16 protein-coding genes are annotated in these 15,651 nt (G+C 70.7%); 10 read left to right on the top strand and 6 right to left on the bottom strand.

The annotated features are described in order from the left end of the window. Positions 1 to 194: 194 nt before the first annotated feature. The gene (locus AB0937_RS13410; protein WP_366711565.1) at positions 195 to 1,046 is read left to right on the top strand and encodes a CAP domain-containing protein; all 852 of its coding nucleotides are present in this window, start codon (positions 195 to 197) and stop codon (positions 1,044 to 1,046) included. 78 nt (positions 1,047 to 1,124) lie between these two features. Here AB0937_RS13410 and AB0937_RS13415 read toward each other — a convergent pair whose 3' ends face one another. Next, a complete protein-coding gene (locus tag AB0937_RS13415; RefSeq protein ID WP_366711567.1) occupies positions 1,125 to 2,453 on the bottom strand; it encodes a HAMP domain-containing sensor histidine kinase in 1,329 nt (442 codons plus the stop codon). Further along, positions 2,450 to 3,139, bottom strand: a complete 690-nt coding sequence (locus AB0937_RS13420) for a response regulator transcription factor (protein ID WP_356447073.1) — start codon at positions 3,137 to 3,139, stop codon at positions 2,450 to 2,452. Before AB0937_RS13420 ends, AB0937_RS13415 begins: the two co-directional genes overlap by 4 nt. A 36-nt stretch (positions 3,140 to 3,175) precedes the next feature. On the opposite strand from AB0937_RS13420, the gene AB0937_RS13425 reads away from it, so the two are divergent. The 3 genes from AB0937_RS13425 to AB0937_RS13435 all read left to right on the top strand — a co-directional run bounded on the left by AB0937_RS13425 (position 3,176) and on the right by AB0937_RS13435 (position 6,249). After that, positions 3,176 to 3,751 (top strand): hypothetical protein, encoded by a 576-nt coding sequence (locus tag AB0937_RS13425; protein ID WP_366711568.1) that lies wholly within the window; start codon positions 3,176 to 3,178, stop codon positions 3,749 to 3,751. Between the two features lie 749 nt (positions 3,752 to 4,500). Further along, on the top strand, positions 4,501 to 5,586 hold the full coding sequence (locus AB0937_RS13430) for an alkene reductase (RefSeq protein ID WP_366711570.1): 1,086 nt from the start codon (positions 4,501 to 4,503) through the stop codon (positions 5,584 to 5,586). Positions 5,587 to 5,754: 168 nt separating this feature from the next. Next, positions 5,755 to 6,249: a MarR family transcriptional regulator gene (locus AB0937_RS13435; protein ID WP_366711572.1), complete on the top strand. Its 495-nt coding sequence runs from the start codon at positions 5,755 to 5,757 to the stop codon at positions 6,247 to 6,249. 166 nt (positions 6,250 to 6,415) lie between these two features. On the opposite strand, the gene AB0937_RS13440 is transcribed toward AB0937_RS13435, so the two are convergent. Continuing rightward, the gene (locus AB0937_RS13440; protein ID WP_366711574.1) at positions 6,416 to 7,615 is read right to left on the bottom strand and encodes a S8 family serine peptidase; all 1,200 of its coding nucleotides are present in this window, start codon (positions 7,613 to 7,615) and stop codon (positions 6,416 to 6,418) included. Positions 7,616 to 8,262: 647 nt separating this feature from the next. Between AB0937_RS13440 and AB0937_RS13445 the strand changes: the two genes are divergently transcribed. Continuing rightward, positions 8,263 to 8,622, top strand: a complete 360-nt coding sequence (locus AB0937_RS13445) for a CATRA system-associated protein (RefSeq protein WP_366711576.1) — start codon at positions 8,263 to 8,265, stop codon at positions 8,620 to 8,622. Beyond that, entirely contained in the window at positions 8,622 to 9,770 is a 1,149-nt protein-coding gene (locus tag AB0937_RS13450; RefSeq protein ID WP_366711577.1) for a CATRA conflict system CASPASE/TPR repeat-associated protein, read from the top strand. Before AB0937_RS13445 ends, AB0937_RS13450 begins: the two co-directional genes overlap by 1 nt. A gap of 50 nt (positions 9,771 to 9,820) precedes the next feature. Here the strand turns inward: AB0937_RS13450 and AB0937_RS13455 are convergent, their stop codons facing one another. Beyond that, complete coding sequence (locus AB0937_RS13455) at positions 9,821 to 10,276, bottom strand: hypothetical protein (protein ID WP_366711578.1); 456 nt, start codon at positions 10,274 to 10,276, stop codon at positions 9,821 to 9,823. On the opposite strand from AB0937_RS13455, the gene AB0937_RS13460 reads away from it, so the two are divergent. Continuing rightward, the gene (locus AB0937_RS13460; protein ID WP_366711579.1) at positions 10,275 to 12,323 is read left to right on the top strand and encodes a CHAT domain-containing protein; all 2,049 of its coding nucleotides are present in this window, start codon (positions 10,275 to 10,277) and stop codon (positions 12,321 to 12,323) included. The genes AB0937_RS13455 and AB0937_RS13460 overlap by 2 nt on opposite strands. A gap of 8 nt (positions 12,324 to 12,331) precedes the next feature. On the opposite strand, the gene AB0937_RS13465 is transcribed toward AB0937_RS13460, so the two are convergent. Then, positions 12,332 to 12,655, bottom strand: a complete 324-nt coding sequence (locus AB0937_RS13465; RefSeq protein ID WP_366711581.1) for a hypothetical protein — start codon at positions 12,653 to 12,655, stop codon at positions 12,332 to 12,334. A 50-nt stretch (positions 12,656 to 12,705) separates the two neighbouring features. Between AB0937_RS13465 and AB0937_RS13470 the strand changes: the two genes are divergently transcribed. Beyond that, entirely contained in the window at positions 12,706 to 12,885 is a 180-nt protein-coding gene (locus tag AB0937_RS13470) for a hypothetical protein (RefSeq protein ID WP_366711582.1), read from the top strand. On the opposite strand, the gene AB0937_RS13475 is transcribed toward AB0937_RS13470, so the two are convergent. Beyond that, positions 12,871 to 13,395 carry a hypothetical protein gene (locus AB0937_RS13475; protein WP_366711583.1) on the bottom strand — a complete coding sequence of 175 codons (525 nt, stop codon included), beginning with the start codon at positions 13,393 to 13,395 and terminating at the stop codon, positions 12,871 to 12,873. The two genes, AB0937_RS13470 and AB0937_RS13475, sit on opposite strands and share 15 nt — an antisense overlap. A gap of 158 nt (positions 13,396 to 13,553) precedes the next feature. Between AB0937_RS13475 and AB0937_RS13480 the strand changes: the two genes are divergently transcribed. After that, complete coding sequence (locus AB0937_RS13480; protein ID WP_366711584.1) at positions 13,554 to 14,591, top strand: DUF2332 domain-containing protein; 1,038 nt, start codon at positions 13,554 to 13,556, stop codon at positions 14,589 to 14,591. Between the two features lie 284 nt (positions 14,592 to 14,875). Continuing rightward, positions 14,876 to 15,619 (top strand): hypothetical protein, encoded by a 744-nt coding sequence (locus AB0937_RS13485; RefSeq protein WP_366711585.1) that lies wholly within the window; start codon positions 14,876 to 14,878, stop codon positions 15,617 to 15,619. The last annotated feature ends 32 nt before the right edge of the window (positions 15,620 to 15,651 follow it).

The raw sequence follows: 15,651 nt of genomic DNA on the forward strand, positions 1-15,651 counted from the left end.
GTCGGGACGCTTTCAAGCGTTCCTCAGCGGACTTTGGCGGCTCTCTTAAGGGTTCTTGAAGATGACCTTCGAACAGAGGTTTCCGCCCTGGCCGGGTTCTAGGCTCTCGAACACCCCCCACAGGTCCGGTGGCCGCGATCGCGGCCACCGGATTCGGGGCTGAGTCAGCCGACCGACCAACCGAGGTGTCCTGCATGGGTTCCCGCCGAGCCGCTCGTCCGTCCCGCTTCCACGCCCGGCCCAGCAGTGGGCCGAAGAGGCGCGGTCCCGCGCTGGCCATGGGAGCCGTCGCCGCGATCGCGGGAGTCGGGATCACCGTGGCCGTCGTCAGCGGCGAGGACGGCGACGCGTCGGACCGTGTCGTCGCGAACAGCACGGACAGGACGCCGGGCGCCGGGGACGCATCCGGTAGGGCGACGCCGCTCGCCTCTGCTTCGGCGAGCCCGAGCACCACGGCGAGCAGCTCGCCGAGCGTGAAGCCGAAGGAGAAGCTGAAGCAATCGGCGAGTCCCGCCCCCCGTGCACGGAAGTCGACCGTCCCCGCGTCGAAGGCACCGGCGGGGACGGCGGCGAAGAGCAGCGGCGGCGGGGCGGCGAGCGGTTCCGGCGGCAGGCTGCCGGGCGGCACCGGATCGGGCTCCGGGACGGGCTCCGGGGGCGGTGGCGGGCCCGAGGCGCAGGTGCTCGCGCTGGTCAACAAGGAGCGGGCCGCGGCGGGATGCTCCCCGCTCACGGCGAACGACCGGCTCACCCGGGCCGCCGACGACTTCAGCGACGTCATGGCGAGCAGCGGCGTGATGTCCCACACCGGCCCCGACGGCTCGACGATGACGACCCGGGTCGAGGCCGCGGGGTACCAGTGGTCGACCCTGGGCGAGAACATAGCCCAGGGTCAGGCGGACGCGGCCTCGGTGATGAAGTCCTGGATGAACAGCCCCGGACACCGCGCGAACATACTCAACTGCTCCTTCAAGGAGCTGGGCGTGGGCGTCCACTTCGGTGACGGCGGCCCCTGGTGGACGCAGGACTTCGGCGCCGGTCGCTGACCTCGCTCCCCCCTGGCCGTCTGCGCCGGTCGTCGGCCCCGCTCCCCCCTTGGCGCCTGCGCTGGTCGCCGGCCCCGGTCACCGCACCCCGCCGCCGGTCCCGTCCGCATCGGCCAGTACGAACGACACCCGCACCCGGGCGCCGCCCAATGGCGCCCGGGTGATCGTCAGTTCACCGTCCGCCGCGCGGGACGCCCGGGCCACGATGTCCAGGCCCAGCCCCGTCGAACCGCCGACGCTCACACCCCGCGTGAGCGCGGCGTCGGGGTCCGCCACGCCCGGTCCCGCGTCGTCGACCGTCAGGAACACGTGACGATCCGCCCGCTCCACGCGCACGGCGAAGGCGGTGCCCTCCGGGGTGTGCCTGAAGACATTGCCGATCAGGGCATCGACGACGGCCGCGAGGTCGTCCTCGGGGAAGGCGACGGGCACCAATCGCGGCGTGAGGGAGCGCTCATAGGGCCGTCCTTGCTTGGTGGCGAGGACTGACCAGAAGTCCAGGCGCATGGCGACCACCTCGGCGACGTCGCACGCCTTCGCCGCGCCGGCCGCCGCACGGGCCGGCCGCGCCGACGCCAGCGGTGTGCGGGCCGCTGCGATGATCGAGTCCAGTTCGCTCTCCAGCTGGCCGGCCGCCTCCGCGACCCGCCGGGCGCTGGGCGTCGACCCCATCCGGTCGGCCTCCAGATAGAGGGCGGTCAGCGGGGTGCGCAGCCGGTGCGAGAGGTCGGCCACCAGCTCGCGTTCGACGGCGAGCAGGTCGAGGACGCGGTCGGCCATGGTGTTGAACGCCGCTCCTGCCTCCTGCAGTTCCGGCGGGCCGTCGGGTTCGACACGCGCGTCCAGGTCGCCGGAGCCGAGAGCCAGTGAGGCGCGCTTGAGACTGCGCGAGGACCGGACGACGCGGGCGCCGAGCCGGTCGGCGACGAGTACCGAACCGCCGACCAGACCCAGCGCGAGCAGCACCATGACGCCCCAGGACGCGGCCACGCCCCGGGTGAGGTCTGCGGCGGGCACGAAGGCTTCCACGACCGCGACCCGGTCGCCCTGCAGGACGACGGGCTGGAGGTAGACCCAGCCGCCGGCGGTGTCCACGGCCAGCGTCTCGCGTCCGCGCACGGCCCGGTCGAGCGCGGCCCGGGGCGCGTGCGGCGTGCCGACGAAGCTGCCGTCGGGCAGACGCACGACGAGTTGGTCGGAGGACCCGAGCTCGGCGACGGCCTGCTGCACGTCGGCGCGCCGGGTCGTGAGGGCGAGCACCGGCGACAGGGCCGACGCCCGCTGCTCGGCAGCCGTGGTGGCCCGGTCCCGTACCTGTTCGCGTACGAGGAGAGCGAGGGGGATGAGGAAGGACAGGGCCACCATCGAGGTGACGGCCAGGGCGATCCCGGCAAGTGCGCGTCTCATGGCGAACTGACCAACTTGATACCCAGGCCGCGAACCGTCCGCAGATAGCGGGGCTTTCGCGCCTTCTCGCCCATTTTGCGGCGGAGTGCGGAGAGGTGGACATCGACCGTCTGGTCCTCGACGTACGGCTGCTGCCACACCTCGGCGAGTATGCGCTGACGGGTGACGACCTGGTCGGCGTGCGCGGCGAGGTAGGCGAGCAGATCGAACTCGCGGCGGGTCAGGGGAAGTTCCCGGCCGGCCAGGTGCGCTGTGCGCGCGGCCGGGTCGATGCGCAGGTCCGCCACCTGCAGGACGGGCCGCCGGGCCGCCTGTACGTCGGCGGGCACGGACCGGCGCAGCACGGCGGCGAGCCGGGCGGCGAGCTGACCACCGGAGAACGGCTTGACCAGGTAGTCGTCGGCCCCCGCGTTGAGCAGCCGGATGATCTCGCTCTCGTCGTCACGGGCGGTGGCGACCAGGACCGGCACGCGGGAAATGCCCCGGATCATGCGCAGCACGTCGAGGCCGTCGAGATCGGGCAGCCCCAGGTCCAGCACCACGATGTCCGGCGGGCTCTGGGTGATCTCGCGCAGCGCCTCGAAACCCTGGTGGGTGGTCCTGACCGCGTAGCCGTGCCCGGTCAGGACCTCGATCAGCGCAGCCCGGATGACGGGGTCGTCCTCGACGACAAGTACAGAGGCCATGAGCGAGCACGTTAGCCGGTCCGTCACTATGGTGCCGTGTCCCGTCTCCTGCGCTACCTGATCATATGGCTGGCCTGCACGGCAGCCAGTGTCACCGCTGTCATCCTCACGATTCACTTCGTGGTGGGGTCGACCCGGCCGACCGCGCCGGTCGCGCAGTCCGCGCCGAGTGTGCCCCTGAAGTCCCCGCGGCCCGGCCCTACCACCGCGAAGCCCTCCCCGAGTCCGTCGGCGAGCAGCCGCAGGCCCAGTCCGCCGCCCCGCAGCAGCGAGCCTGCGACCGATCCCAGCCCGGCGCCCAAGCCCAAGCCGTCACCCACCGCGCGCACCAGCACCCCGCCCGCGCCGGCCGGCACGGACGGCTCGGGATGCCAGGAAGGCGGCGCCGGCGTCTACACGGTGCCGTCCGAGGGCGGCAAGGCCACCGTGCGGTTCGGTGACGACGCGGTGTGTCTGATCTCGGCGGTACCGAACCAGGGGTTCACGGTGAGTACGAGCCGGACCGAGGCGCAGACGCTCACAGTGACGTTCTCGGCGAGCCGCCACCGGTCGGAGATCACGGCCACGATCCAGCCGCAGAGCCGGGCCGACGTCCGCGAGGTGTCCTGGTGACGCCCTGAGGGAACGCACCTTGGGCCGCCGGGCCCGTCATGAAGAAGCCAGGACACCGAACATGACCACCCCGAGCGAAATCCGTTTCCGTGCCATGGAGCTGGAGAGCCGCTTACCCCCGGCTTCCGGGCCCTGCTCGCCGTCGACACCCAGGCCGTGCTCGCTCCGGGCCCGTCCTCGACGGTGATCTCGTCGGGTGGGGCCACGGCCGGCTCGGCCACGAGCAGCTGCGAACACCACACCGGCTGGCATGCGGGGCAGCGCCGGGTCGGTGCAGGAAATCCACTACTGCGTTGCTGAGTTCCTCCGGTGTCTCTTCGGGCAGGAAGTGTCCGGCCCATCTGCGGCATCGCCTTCGCCGACACCGTCCACGGCGACGACCGGCAGACGCGCCTGGAGTCCGGCCGCCGTTACCTGGATGTGCTGCTGAAGGGGCTGCGCAGCCGAGTCGCCGCCCGCCCCGCACAGTTCCCATCGATGCCGAGTCGGTGCGGGGCCGCTTCTCATCGACTTGAACCTGACCATTTTGTTCGGGCAAGTATCGAGCGATCAGCCCGTAGGGTTCGCCGCCATGCAGAGTTGCGATCCCATGCGCCTTTAGCGCCAGGATACGGTCCCACGGCAGTGATGCGGCTCACACATACCTCCGGGAAGACGGAGCCGGATTTCCCTGTTCGGACAAGTAACGACCTTGTGGAGACCCCGCGCGGTCGCTTGAAGAGCTTCCCTTCCCGCGAAAAGAGATGACGATGTCCAAGGCATTCGAGACCTACGAGCTGGGTGGCACGCGCCTCTCCAACCGTCTGGTCATGGCCCCGATGACCCGCAGCCGCGCCTACGGCCCGGGCCAGACCCCCACGCCGTTGATGGCGGAGTACTACGCACAGCGTGCCTCCGCCGGGCTGATCGTCACCGAGGGCGTCCAGCCCTCCAGGGTCGGCCAGGGCTACCCCGACACCCCCGGCATCCACACCGCCGAGCAGGTCGCCGCCTGGCGCCAGGTGACCGGCACCGTCCATGCCCAGGGCGGCGTCATCTACCTGCAGATCATGCACACCGGACGGGTCGGACACCCCGCGCTGACGGGCCTGCAGCCCGTCGGCCCCTCCCCCGTCGCGGCCGTCGGCCAGGTGTACACCCACGAAGGTCCCAAGGACTTCGTCACCCCGCACGAACTGTCCGACACCGAGATCCGCGCCACCATCGCCGACTACGCCACCGCCGCCCGCAACGCCGTCGATGCGGGCTTCGACGGCGTCGAACTGCACGGCGCCAACGGGTATCTCATCCACCAGTTCCTCGCCCCGAACAGCAACCGGCGCATCGACGCATGGGGCGGAAGCCCGGACAAGCGCATCCGCTTCGCCGTGGAGATCGCCAACGCCGTCGTGGCAGCCGTCGGCGCGGACAAGGTCGGCTTCCGTCTCTCCCCGGGCAACCCCTACAACGACATCGACGAGTCCGACACCGCCGATACGGAGGCCACCTACACCGCCCTGGTCGAAGCCCTCGCCCCGCTCAACCTCGCCTACCTGCACCAGCTGGAGGCCCCCGGAGTGCGCGACCTGACACTCCGGCTGCGCAAGGCATGGCCGTCGACCTTCGTCATCAACCCGTTCACCGGCAAAGAGCCCACCGGACCGGCCGAATTGGAACTCGTCGAGAACGGCACCACGGACCTGCTGGCCTACGGCGCCCTCTTCCTGGCCAACCCCGACCTGCCCGCCCGCCTGGCCGACGGTGGGCCGTTCAACACGCCCGACCCCGCCACCTTCTACGGCGGCGACGAGAAGGGCTTCACCGACTACCCCACGCTGGAGGAAGCCCGCGCCTGACGGTTCGGCGACGGGCCCAGCCCTCAGGGCGTGCCGAACCTGAGCGGCGCATACCCTGCTCTCAGGAGGCAGACCTGGGAGCCTGTATGCGGGAGTCGGCGTCGGCGTCGACTCCCGCATACAGGCGCCGCAGGGACGGCCGCACGTGAGGGAGCAGAAGGAAGCACCGTGGAATCCGAGGCAACGCCCCAGGTCCCCGAGACCGGGGAACTCCCCGAGGCCGCACGCCGCGGACCGATCAGCCATGCGATCTTCCGGGTGGCCCGTCTGCACCGCACGCTGGCCGGCCAGCTGCTGCGCGAAGTCGGTCTGCACCCGGCCCAGGAGCTGGTCATGATGCAGTTGTGGGACCGCGGCAGGATGCGCCAGACCGACCTGGCCCGGCACGTCGGCGCTGATGCCGCCACCATGACCCGCACCATCCAGCGCCTGGAGAAGGCCGGCTTCGTGCGTCGCGTGCGTTCCACCAGCGACAAGCGCTCCGTCATGGTCGAACCCACTGCCGCCAGCCAGGCTCTGCGCCGGCAGGTCGAAGACCTCTGGGCCCGCTTGGAGGACTACGTCGCCGGCGATCTCACGGGCGCCGAACTCGGCGATGCCCTCGCCGTCCTCGAACGCCTCGAAACCAACCTCGCCGCCCACACCGGCAACGCCGAGCATTGACGTGCTCCGGGACTGACCGGCGGGCGGCGGCGGGCCGGCACGGGCATCGCCATGTCCTTCGCGCAGGCGCGCGGTCAGGCCCTGCGCTCGGTGTCTGCCGCGCACAACGGCGTCGGCGCTCGCCGTGCCTCGTCAGGACAGCACAGCGAGCGCCGGTCGAGGACCCCTACTCGACGATCTTCAGCAGCTTGTTGGCGGTGCCCTGCGAGGGGTTGGAGATCTTGTCGGCTGTGGCGCCGTCGGTGAGTGCCTTGGCGACCTGTTCCGGCGTGGCGTCCTTGTGGCCCGCCAGGTAGACGGCCGCGGCGCCGACGACGTGCGGTGTGGCCATGGACGTGCCCGAGATGGTCTTGGTGCCCTCGTCGCTGTCGTTCCACGCCGAGGTGATGTCGGAGCCGGGGGCGTACACGTCCACGACTGAGCCGAAGTTGGAGAAGTCGGACTGCTTGTCGTCCTTGGTCGAGGACGCGACGGTGACGGCTTCCTTGACGCGGGCCGGGGAACCCTGCCCGGCGTCCGCGGACTCGTTGCCGGCCGCGACGGCGAAGGTGACGCCGGCCGCGATGGCCTTGCGTACGGCTTCGTCGAGGGCCTCGTCGGCGCCGCCGCCCAGGCTCATGTTCGCGACGGACGGGCCCTGATGGTTCTTGGTGACCCAGTCGATGCCGGCGACGACCTGCTCGGTGGTTCCGGAGCCGTTGTCGTCGAGCACCCGGACGGCGACGATCTTCGCCTTCTTGGCGACACCATGGGCCGCGCCCGCGATGGTGCCGGCGACATGGGTGCCGTGGCCGTTGCCGTCCGTGGCGTCGTTGTCGTTGTCGACGGCGTCGAAGCCGGAAGCGGCTCGTCCCCCGAAGTCCTTGTGCGTAGTCCGTACGCCGGTGTCGATGACGTACGCGGTCACGCCCTCGCCGGCGCCGTCCGGGTAGGTGTACTTGCTGTCGCCGGCGGTGTCGGCCTGGTCCAGGCGGTCGAGTCCCCAGGAGGGCGGGTTGTCCTGCGTGGCGTTGATGCTGAACTTCTTGACCTGCACCACCTTGGCGACCGACGGGTCGGCGGCGAGGCGCTTGGCCTCGGCGGACGAGAGGCCGCCGGCGGAGAAGCCGTCGAGGGCGGCGCTGTATGTGCGCTGGAGCTTGCCGCCGTACTCCTTGGCGAGCGCGCTCTTGTTCACCTTGTCGTCCAGCGTGACGATGAAGGTGCCCGGTACGGCTCCCTTGGCGCCGAGGCCGTACACGGTGCCTTCCGCGGGGGCGGGTTCGGGAGCGATCTGTGCGTGCGCCGTCCCGAAGGTCGTCAGGGTCGCGACGACAGCCGTGGCGGTGAGGACCTGCATTCTGCGTGTGAATGCGCGAGCTGACATCTGAGGGTTCTCCTCGTCACTTTCGTGGGGGGTGTGGGGGGTTCGGACCGGAACTGCGTTCGGCCCGCCTAGAACCTGACTCATTGATGTGCGCAGATCAAGAGCTTCACGCCAACCCGCGCCGTCTCAGCAGGTCAGCAGCGCATGAATCGGCCACCTTCCCCGGCGTGTTCCTTCATCACATGCCTGACGCTCTTACGGACGTTGTGTCGAGAATGTGTGACCATGCGGCCGGAGGGGCGGTGGCTTCGAACAATCTGGGTAGACAGCGCCAGTTCCGCAGCAAGCGATTTCGGACGGGCAGTTCGTAGAATCCGAAAATTGCTGCAGACCGCGCCTCGCAGCATGAACCAGACCGATTAGTTACCCCGGCCTGACACTTCCGCGCGATGTGCCCGACGGCATGTGCTACCTGTCTCAACGACTCGCCCGCGAAATCGCCTTCCTCGCAGGCCGGTTGCACGACCACCCCGTCGCGTGACCCCACTCGACTCCCGGATGGTGATCGCGAGCTGTTGCCTCCTCGGGCGGGCCCGTAGGCTGACCGGTGCCTGTTCCGCTCACGCGAGCCGTGGCATCGCGTCACGCGGCGACCGCTCGCACGAGGCCTCGGCATTCACCCCGCGCGGGTGGGGAAAGATGCCCGCATGACCGTACTCGACGTGGCTCTGCGGGAAGCGTCGGCCGCCCTGGCCCTGCTGCGCGACGCGCGACTTCCCGTCGCACGGTGGAGGCGCGTGGAGACGATCGTGACCCGGCTGGAGGAGGCGATGCGGGACTCCGACGCCGACGCCGTCCTGGGCGCGGCCCGGAACCTGGAGGACTACTGCTCGCACTGGCGTGCACGGCGCGCGGCCGAGCCCGAGTCGACCGGGCCGCCGCCGGCCCTGGAAGAACGCGTCAACCGCCTGATCCATGACGAGCGAACGGGATCCGCCACCCAGCCGCCGGCCGACCCGGACGAGCCCCCTGCGCACCCCGACCCCGGCCAGGGCGCCCCTCGCTGATGGCCCGCACCTCGCTGGTGATCCACATGTTCGCGGCCACGGAGTTCTGTTCCCGCGCCCGCCCGGAGCAGGCGGGCGTCTTCCTGCGCGCCGTGTGGGACGGCTGTGCCGTCCGGCTGGGCATGAGCGTTCCCGCACTGCCCGGCATCGGAACGGACTTCCCTGCTGAACCGGCTTGGACCGGCGCCCTGCGGCTGAGAGCGGCGGTCGAAGACCCGGGACGGTCCGGGCAGTTCCAGGCACTGCTGTACTCCGTGCACGACGTCACCGGCATCGCCGTGGTCCTGGACCCGGCCCCCGGGAGGTCATGGGCCGAACTGGAACGCCTGTGGGACGACGCCGTGCCCGCACTGCCCGCTGCCTCCGCCACGCCGGGCCTGCTGGGCACCGTACGGGTGCACCGCCTGTTGCATCCCGCGTCGCCACTGCCGGACGCCTCGCTGACGGACGCCCTGCTGGAGTTGCGACGCGACCTGGGCACGACGCCGGGCGCCGCCGCCCAGTTCCAGCCACCGGTCCCGCCCGGGTCCTGGGTACGTACGACGGCCGGTTTCGCGCTGTGCGAGGTGCCCGCGAGTACGGCGACGGAAGCCGCCGGCGACCGGCGGTTGCTCGCGCTGGCTTCCGAGAGCGCGGAGGAGGCGTTCGACTGCTGGTCCTGGGTCGACGGCACGTCCCGGCTGGCGCCGTTGACCCGATACCTGCTGCACGCGAGCAAGCTGCGCTACGAGGCCGGGGTGCACGCGCGGTCGCAGGAGGCGTCGCACAGCGCTCAGTTCGCCGTGGACGCCCAGGTCGAGATGCTCACGGAGTTGTATCCACGAGTGGTCGCGGGCCGCGTGGCCACGGGGAGGCTGCTCGACGCCTCCGTCGAACTGGCCCGACTGCAAGGGCACTCGGCCGGCCTGATCGCCTCACTGGGGCGTGTCTGGGTATGGCCTCCTCCTCCCCTGACCCCACCGATCGGTACGCGAATCCACGACCGCCGGAAACGCCCGGTACCGCAGACCCGTCCGACCACGCCAGCCCTGCGGATCTCGTGCACGGCGCCGTGGCTCTGCTGCGTCTCGCGGTCGACGCGACCCGTCCACCCACACGTCCCCGCCACACCCTGTACCGGGTCGCGCTGGCCCAGGCGCTGTGCCTGACCGAGCGCTGGTCCGATCGGCCCGCCCTCATCGAGGAAGCGGAGCGCTGCCTACGGGAGGCGGCACTGAGCCCTCCCCTCGGTGAACCCCACCGCATCGCCTACCTCGCCGCCCTCGTCGGCTTCCTCACTGATCTGGCGGACCGCACGGCCGGCCTGGAGTACGTCGACGAAGCGATTCGCACCGGGGCCGCCGGGCTGGCGGAGGACACCGAACCGTTCCAGTCGATCGCTCTGCTCAGTGCCGTGGCCCGGGCGTTGCACAGCCGCTATTCCGCCACCGACGCCCTGGCGGACCTGCGGCGGGCGGTCGAACTGGAACGTAAAGCCGTCATCCTGGCGCGGGACCACCAGCCGACCATGTACGAGTCCGCACTGGGGAGCCTCGCGGTCTCGCTCAACGACCTGTACGTACGCACCGAGGACGAGCAGTACGGAACGGAGGCCGCCGACACCCTGCGCGCCGCGATCGACGCCGTCGGGCCCGGCCTGGAAGCGGGGGGCCATGGAATCGAGGTTCCTGCTGGCCGCCACACTCGCCACGCTGGCCCGGCTCACCGAACGGCCCGACTACCTCGACCAGGCGTTCGAGGCGCTGCGCGCCGTCCGGCCCGGCCGGCCCGACAAGACGGGACTGCGGGCCCGGACGCACGGCCTGGCCGGGGAACTGCACCGGCTGAGGTACGAAGCCACGAGGGACCAGCGGGAACTGTCGCGCAGCGACCGGGCCTACCGCCGCGCCCTTGCGCACCTGCCCGAGAACAGCCCCGACCTCGGCACGTACTTGGCAGCTCGTGCCGTGACATGGTTCACCAGGTGGGAGGCAACGGGGAACCCCAGGTTCCTGAAACGGGCCGCGCCTTTGTACGAGCGGGCGATGCACAGCACACTCCTGCCCGCAGGGCACCGGCTTCCCGCAGCGTACGGTTACGCGCGCAGCCACGCGCTGCTGGGCGACGCGCGGGAGGCGCTGTCCGGCTACCGCACGGCGATGGAGCTGCTGCCGCTCGCCGCCTGGCACGGCCTGCAGCGCGACGACCGCGCGCATGTGCTCGCCACGTCCGTGTTCCATCTGGCCCGCGAGGCCGCGGCGACGGCCCTCGACCTCGGTGAGAAGCACCTCGCGGTCGAACTGCTGGAGGAAGGCCGGGGCGTACTGATGCGGCAGTCCCACGACGAACGGGCGGGTACGGAGCTGCCGGCCCGCGATGTCCCGGTGCCGCTCCGTGAGAAGGTCCGCGAGAAGCTTCACGAACTCAGCTCGATGCGCGAGCAGTTGGATTTCGCGGGTGGGGTCCCGGGAGTTGGTCCGGATCGAACGGCGGCCGGTCTCGCAGGCGCCGCCGCAGCCGCTCTCGACGGAGACGACCGGCAGCGTCTGCATCGGCGCTGGGACGCGTTGGTGGACGAGATCCGGCAGGTCGAGGGGTGCGCCGACTTCCTCCGTCCTCCCTCCTGGCAGCAGCTCGCACCCGCCGGCGAACACGGTCCGGTGATCGTCGTGAACATCGCGGAGGCGCGTGGTGACGCGCTGATCATCACCTCCGAGGGCGACCTGGAACTCGTTGAGCTCCCGGACGTGACCCGCGCGACTGTGAACCGGCAGGCGAGGCTGTTGGGCCGGGCCCAGGACCTGCTGGGGGAGGATCCACCCGAGGCCCACCCGGTGTTCCTCGACGTCCTCCGCTGGCTGGGGAGCCGGATCGCCTTGCCTGTTCTGGAGCGGCTGCGGCGGGTGGAGCCGCACTTCCGGAACAACCGGGACGGCCAGGGTGGATCAGAGAGCAACGAGCCTCGCGCCCGGATCTGGTGGTGTCTCACCGGGCAGCTCTCCTTTCTCCCTCTGCACGCAGCACTGCTGCCGGACGGCACCTGCGTCGCCGACCACTGCGTCTCCTCGTACACACCCACCATCCGCGCCCTGCTCGCTGCCCGCGCCCGGCCCGCCGCAGAGCGGCCTCCCCGCCTGCTGCTCGCCACCGTGCCCCATCTCGACGGCGGGAACCGGCCGTTGCCACACGCCGGTGAGGAGACGGCCCGACTGACACGGCGCCTCACTCCGGCGGTGTCACTCGCCGGCTCACAGGCCACCCGCCGACGGATCCTCGCGCAGCTCCCCACCTGCTCGTGGTTCCACTTCGCGGGCCACGCCGAGCAGCGCCCGCCGAGCCAGGGCGGGGCCGCGCTCTACTGCTGGGACGCCGAGGACCCGGACAGCGCCCCGCTGACCAGCGCCGACATCGCCGGACTGCGCTGCGAGCGTGCCGAGTTGGCGGTCCTTTCGGCCTGTGAGACCGCCCTCGGAGACCCCGACCTCGCCGACGAGGCGGCCCATGTCGCCGGCGCCCTGCAGACCGCCGGATTCCGCCATGTGATCGCCACTCTCTGGCCGGTGAGCGACACCCGCGCGCCACAGGCGACGGACCGCATCTACGAGGCACTGACCTCGGGAGACTCACCCGCGACCGCCGCACACGAGGCGCTCGTCCTGTTGCGCGGCGCCCGGCCGGACGCCCCCGTGCTGTGGGCGCCGTATGTGCACGTCGGTCCCTGACACCGCCCTCAGCTCTGCGCCTCGGAATCAAGGAGCGCGAGCCCCTGTTCCCAACGTCGTCGGCGCTCGTCCTCAGCTTGGTCCCACCAGGGGGTACCACGTTCGCCCAGCGCGACCTTTGCCTGGTGCACGCGTGCACGCGCTGCCCTCTCGGTGGTCGCATCGCCCGCGGTCGTCGCCGAGCGCACCGCCCGACGAGCCGACATGAGGTGATGCCGGAGACGCGCTGCGATCTCCTCGGGGAGGGACGGATCGGTTGCGCGCCACTTCCTTCCGCCGATGACGACGTAATGCCCGTCGGGGGTAGTCTCCGGTGGCTGGTGTGCATTCACGCGAACGATTCTGCCCACCCTCGTCGTGCGAGCGGGCTAGGGTGCTCGGCATGGCGTTGGATCAAGACGGCGTGATGCTGCCGCGGCTGCGGCCGGCGGACGTTGCGCGGCGCGGCGTGGCCTTCGGCCTGCTGATCGTATGCGGCGATGTTCCGCTCCACGTCTGCGATCTCGGGCCCGAGGGGCATTCCCTTCCGGACTTGTGGGTCGCGACATCACTCCGGCGCTGACACGCCCAGGTCGCGACGCATCATGGTCCTCATGGCGCGCAGCATGTCCCAGATCTCAGCCTGGGCATGGAACGCGTCCGCCATCGTCTCCCCTGGCTCAGGTTCTCCTCGTTCCATGCGTTTCACCTGACCGTAGACCTTGTTGAGGGCTTGGTTGACCGTGCTCGCCCGTGCGAGCACATCGTCAGGGGCAATCATCTGTGCTGCCGAGTAGCGGTCGCGGTGAGCTCTCTTCGCTTCTTCGAGTGCATGCTTGTCGGCTTCCTCGACACCGCCTTCCCGCAGGAGATGCAGATGACGGTTGAGAGCTGTGGTGAATTGCCGTGCGTCCCGATTGAGTTCCGCGTAGCAGGTACGTCGGAGGAGCAGGTACTCGCGGACGTCCTCATGGTCCCGGACCAGCTCGAGCTCCCTGCGTCTCGCCCGCTCGGCAGCTCGCTGGGTAAGGAGCGAGCCTCCCAGAGTTCCCGCCACGCCTGCCACGGCGATGATCACCGCGCTGAGATCCACGGACCCCCTCCCTCGAAGCCGTCGAAGCCCCCGTCACGGCCCCTCCGGCGGGTTCATCATGTGAGCACAGCAGGTGCGTTCTCAGTAGGATCGTAAGGGTGCCGAAGCCGACTGCAGGAAGGGCTGCGCCCGTGGACGGGGGCCGCAGGCTCGCTCAGGTGTACCGGCGCTTCGGGCAGGTGGACGCAGCCGGGACGTCGCCGCTGTACGAGCGCGTCGCCGTCGCCCTGAGTGAGTGCGAGGAGGTGCTGCGCGCCATCGAGGCGGTGCCGGCGCGTAAGCGGCACCCCACGATGATCCTCGCCGCGCTGCACGACCTCGCTCTGGCCGGACGTGCCCCTGCGCTTGCCGCGGCCTATGCCGCTGAGGATCGTGACGCCGCCGCCGACGCGGCGATCGGCACGCTGCTGCACATGACCGACGATGTCGTGGCCATCGCCGTGCGGCGCACGATGCGACCCGACGAGACCGGACGCCACACCGTGCTGTATCCAGCCATTGCCGAGGCGGCGCGCCGGGCAGGGGCGCGTGCGGTCGGGTTGATCGACGTCGGCCGCGCTGCCGGGCTCAATCTCCATGTCGATCGCGTCGGCATCGAGTACAGCGACGGCCGATCCGTGGGCGACCCGTCGTCTCCCGTGCAGATGACGTCGTCGGTCGTGGGAGACCGGCCCGTCCCGACGCTTGTGATGCCGCAGGTCGTGGCCCGGGTCAGCGTCGACGCCGATCCGGTGGACGTGACCGACGCGGGCGACAGCCGGTGGCTGCGTGCCTGTGTGTGGCCTGACCAGCCGGAGCGTGCCGCGGCACTCGACGCGGAGTTGGCGTTGGCGGCGGCTGTCCCTCCTCTGCCCCTGCGTGGCGCCCCCGTCGAGGTTCTGCCCGACGCCGTCGCGTGTGTGCCCGCAGACGCGTTGCCGGTCATCACCACGACGTGGGCCCTGTCCCACTTCCCCCTCGAGAGCCGTCGCCGCTTCCTTGAGCGTCTCGTGGAAGCGGCGGCCGGGCGACCGGTGGCGTGGGTGTCAGCAGAGGGCGTCGGAGTCGCGCCGACGATCCCGACCCTTGGCGATCGCCGCGCTTCCGGCCACAGCATCATCGGCATCGCTGTTCTCGACCGGGCGGCTCGGCATGCCGAGGCCCTCGGCCGCTGCTGGTCTCGTGGCCGTCTGCTGTCGTGGCTGGCGAAGCAATGAGGCGGTTCCAGACCCGAGTAGCAGCCCCAGTGCGCCGACCTTGGTTCGCTGCTTGTGCTGGAGACAGTAACCGGCATGGCCGACGTGGTGCTCCCCGACAGTTCCTCGCTCCAGTGTGTTCACCGCCGGTACAGTGCGCCACAAGGTTGACGGGGGGCGACATGAGCGGTGGTGCCGGGAGTTCCGTGCCTTCCGTTGCGGTGCGCGGGCGGGACGGGAGCGTTTGGCTCGACGGTGATGTGGTCCAGCTGACCCAGGGCGGTCTTCGGCGACGCATACCGCTCATGGCAATCCAGGAGGTCCGGCTCGCCACGAAGCGGGCACGGTGCGTCGAGGTCGTCCTGACAGCGAGCCCTGACACCACCGCCACGGTGTACCGGCTGGACGGCGGCAGCGCGAAGTCGGCGGCCTGTTTCGCGGAAGTCGTCAACGGAGCGCTGCCACCGCGCACCCCCGGGACCCCGCCCCAGGACGGCGGGGAACTCGTCGAGTTGATCGGGGCGGTTGCCGGGGCGAAGCCCGAAACACCGGCCAGGCGCAGGCGAGCCCTCCTGGTCGTGGTGCCGGTACTCCTCGTCCATCTCGGCGGTCTGACCCTGATGCTTGTTGCGGGCGATCCGGCCCGGGCGATGCTGTGGGGCCTCGGCGTCCTGCCCCTGGCGTTCGGGGCGCTCATCCTCACACCGGGTGTGACGTGGGTGTACGACTGGCTGGTCCTGAACCGCCGGGGCATCTCCGTCATGGCCACCTACGCCCGCGGTTTCGGGACCAAGCGGACCTTCACCTACGCCGATGTGGAAGGCCACAAGCACGAGATCAAACCGTACCTTTCCCCCAGGCACTACCGTGGCGACCCCTCGCGGATCGAGATCGTCTTTGATCCCCAGTGCCCGAGCCGTGCCAGGCCGGCACTGCCCGGCCGGCACGTCGCCCTGCAGGCGACGGGACCTCTCGCCCTGGGCCTGCCGTTCTTCGCCGCCGGTCTCTTCCTCGTGCCCTATCAGATGGTCGACTTCCTCCTCTCGTAAGGCCGGGTGATTGCCGGGTACCGTTGTCCGTG

Origin of the sequence: Streptomyces sp. NPDC047880, from assembly GCF_040706515.1 — a bacterium.
Lineage (GTDB): Bacteria > Actinomycetota > Actinomycetes > Streptomycetales > Streptomycetaceae > Streptomyces.

Coding starts and splice junctions, on each gene's coding strand:
- AB0937_RS13445 (WP_366711576.1), top strand. CDS start 8,263: ATGACCGTACTCGACGTGGCTCTGCGGGAAGCGTCGGCCGCCCTGGCC.
- AB0937_RS13440 (WP_366711574.1), bottom strand. CDS start 7,615: ATGTCAGCTCGCGCATTCACACGCAGAATGCAGGTCCTCACCGCCACG.
- AB0937_RS13460 (WP_366711579.1), top strand. CDS start 10,275: ATGGAATCGAGGTTCCTGCTGGCCGCCACACTCGCCACGCTGGCCCGG.
- AB0937_RS13450 (WP_366711577.1), top strand. CDS start 8,622: ATGGCCCGCACCTCGCTGGTGATCCACATGTTCGCGGCCACGGAGTTC.
- AB0937_RS13410 (WP_366711565.1), top strand. CDS start 195: ATGGGTTCCCGCCGAGCCGCTCGTCCGTCCCGCTTCCACGCCCGGCCC.
- AB0937_RS13455 (WP_366711578.1), bottom strand. CDS start 10,276: ATGGCCCCCCGCTTCCAGGCCGGGCCCGACGGCGTCGATCGCGGCGCG.
- AB0937_RS13430 (WP_366711570.1), top strand. CDS start 4,501: ATGTCCAAGGCATTCGAGACCTACGAGCTGGGTGGCACGCGCCTCTCC.
- AB0937_RS13470 (WP_366711582.1), top strand. CDS start 12,706: ATGGCGTTGGATCAAGACGGCGTGATGCTGCCGCGGCTGCGGCCGGCG.
- AB0937_RS13485 (WP_366711585.1), top strand. CDS start 14,876: ATGGCAATCCAGGAGGTCCGGCTCGCCACGAAGCGGGCACGGTGCGTC.
- AB0937_RS13420 (WP_356447073.1), bottom strand. CDS start 3,139: ATGGCCTCTGTACTTGTCGTCGAGGACGACCCCGTCATCCGGGCTGCG.
- AB0937_RS13415 (WP_366711567.1), bottom strand. CDS start 2,453: ATGAGACGCGCACTTGCCGGGATCGCCCTGGCCGTCACCTCGATGGTG.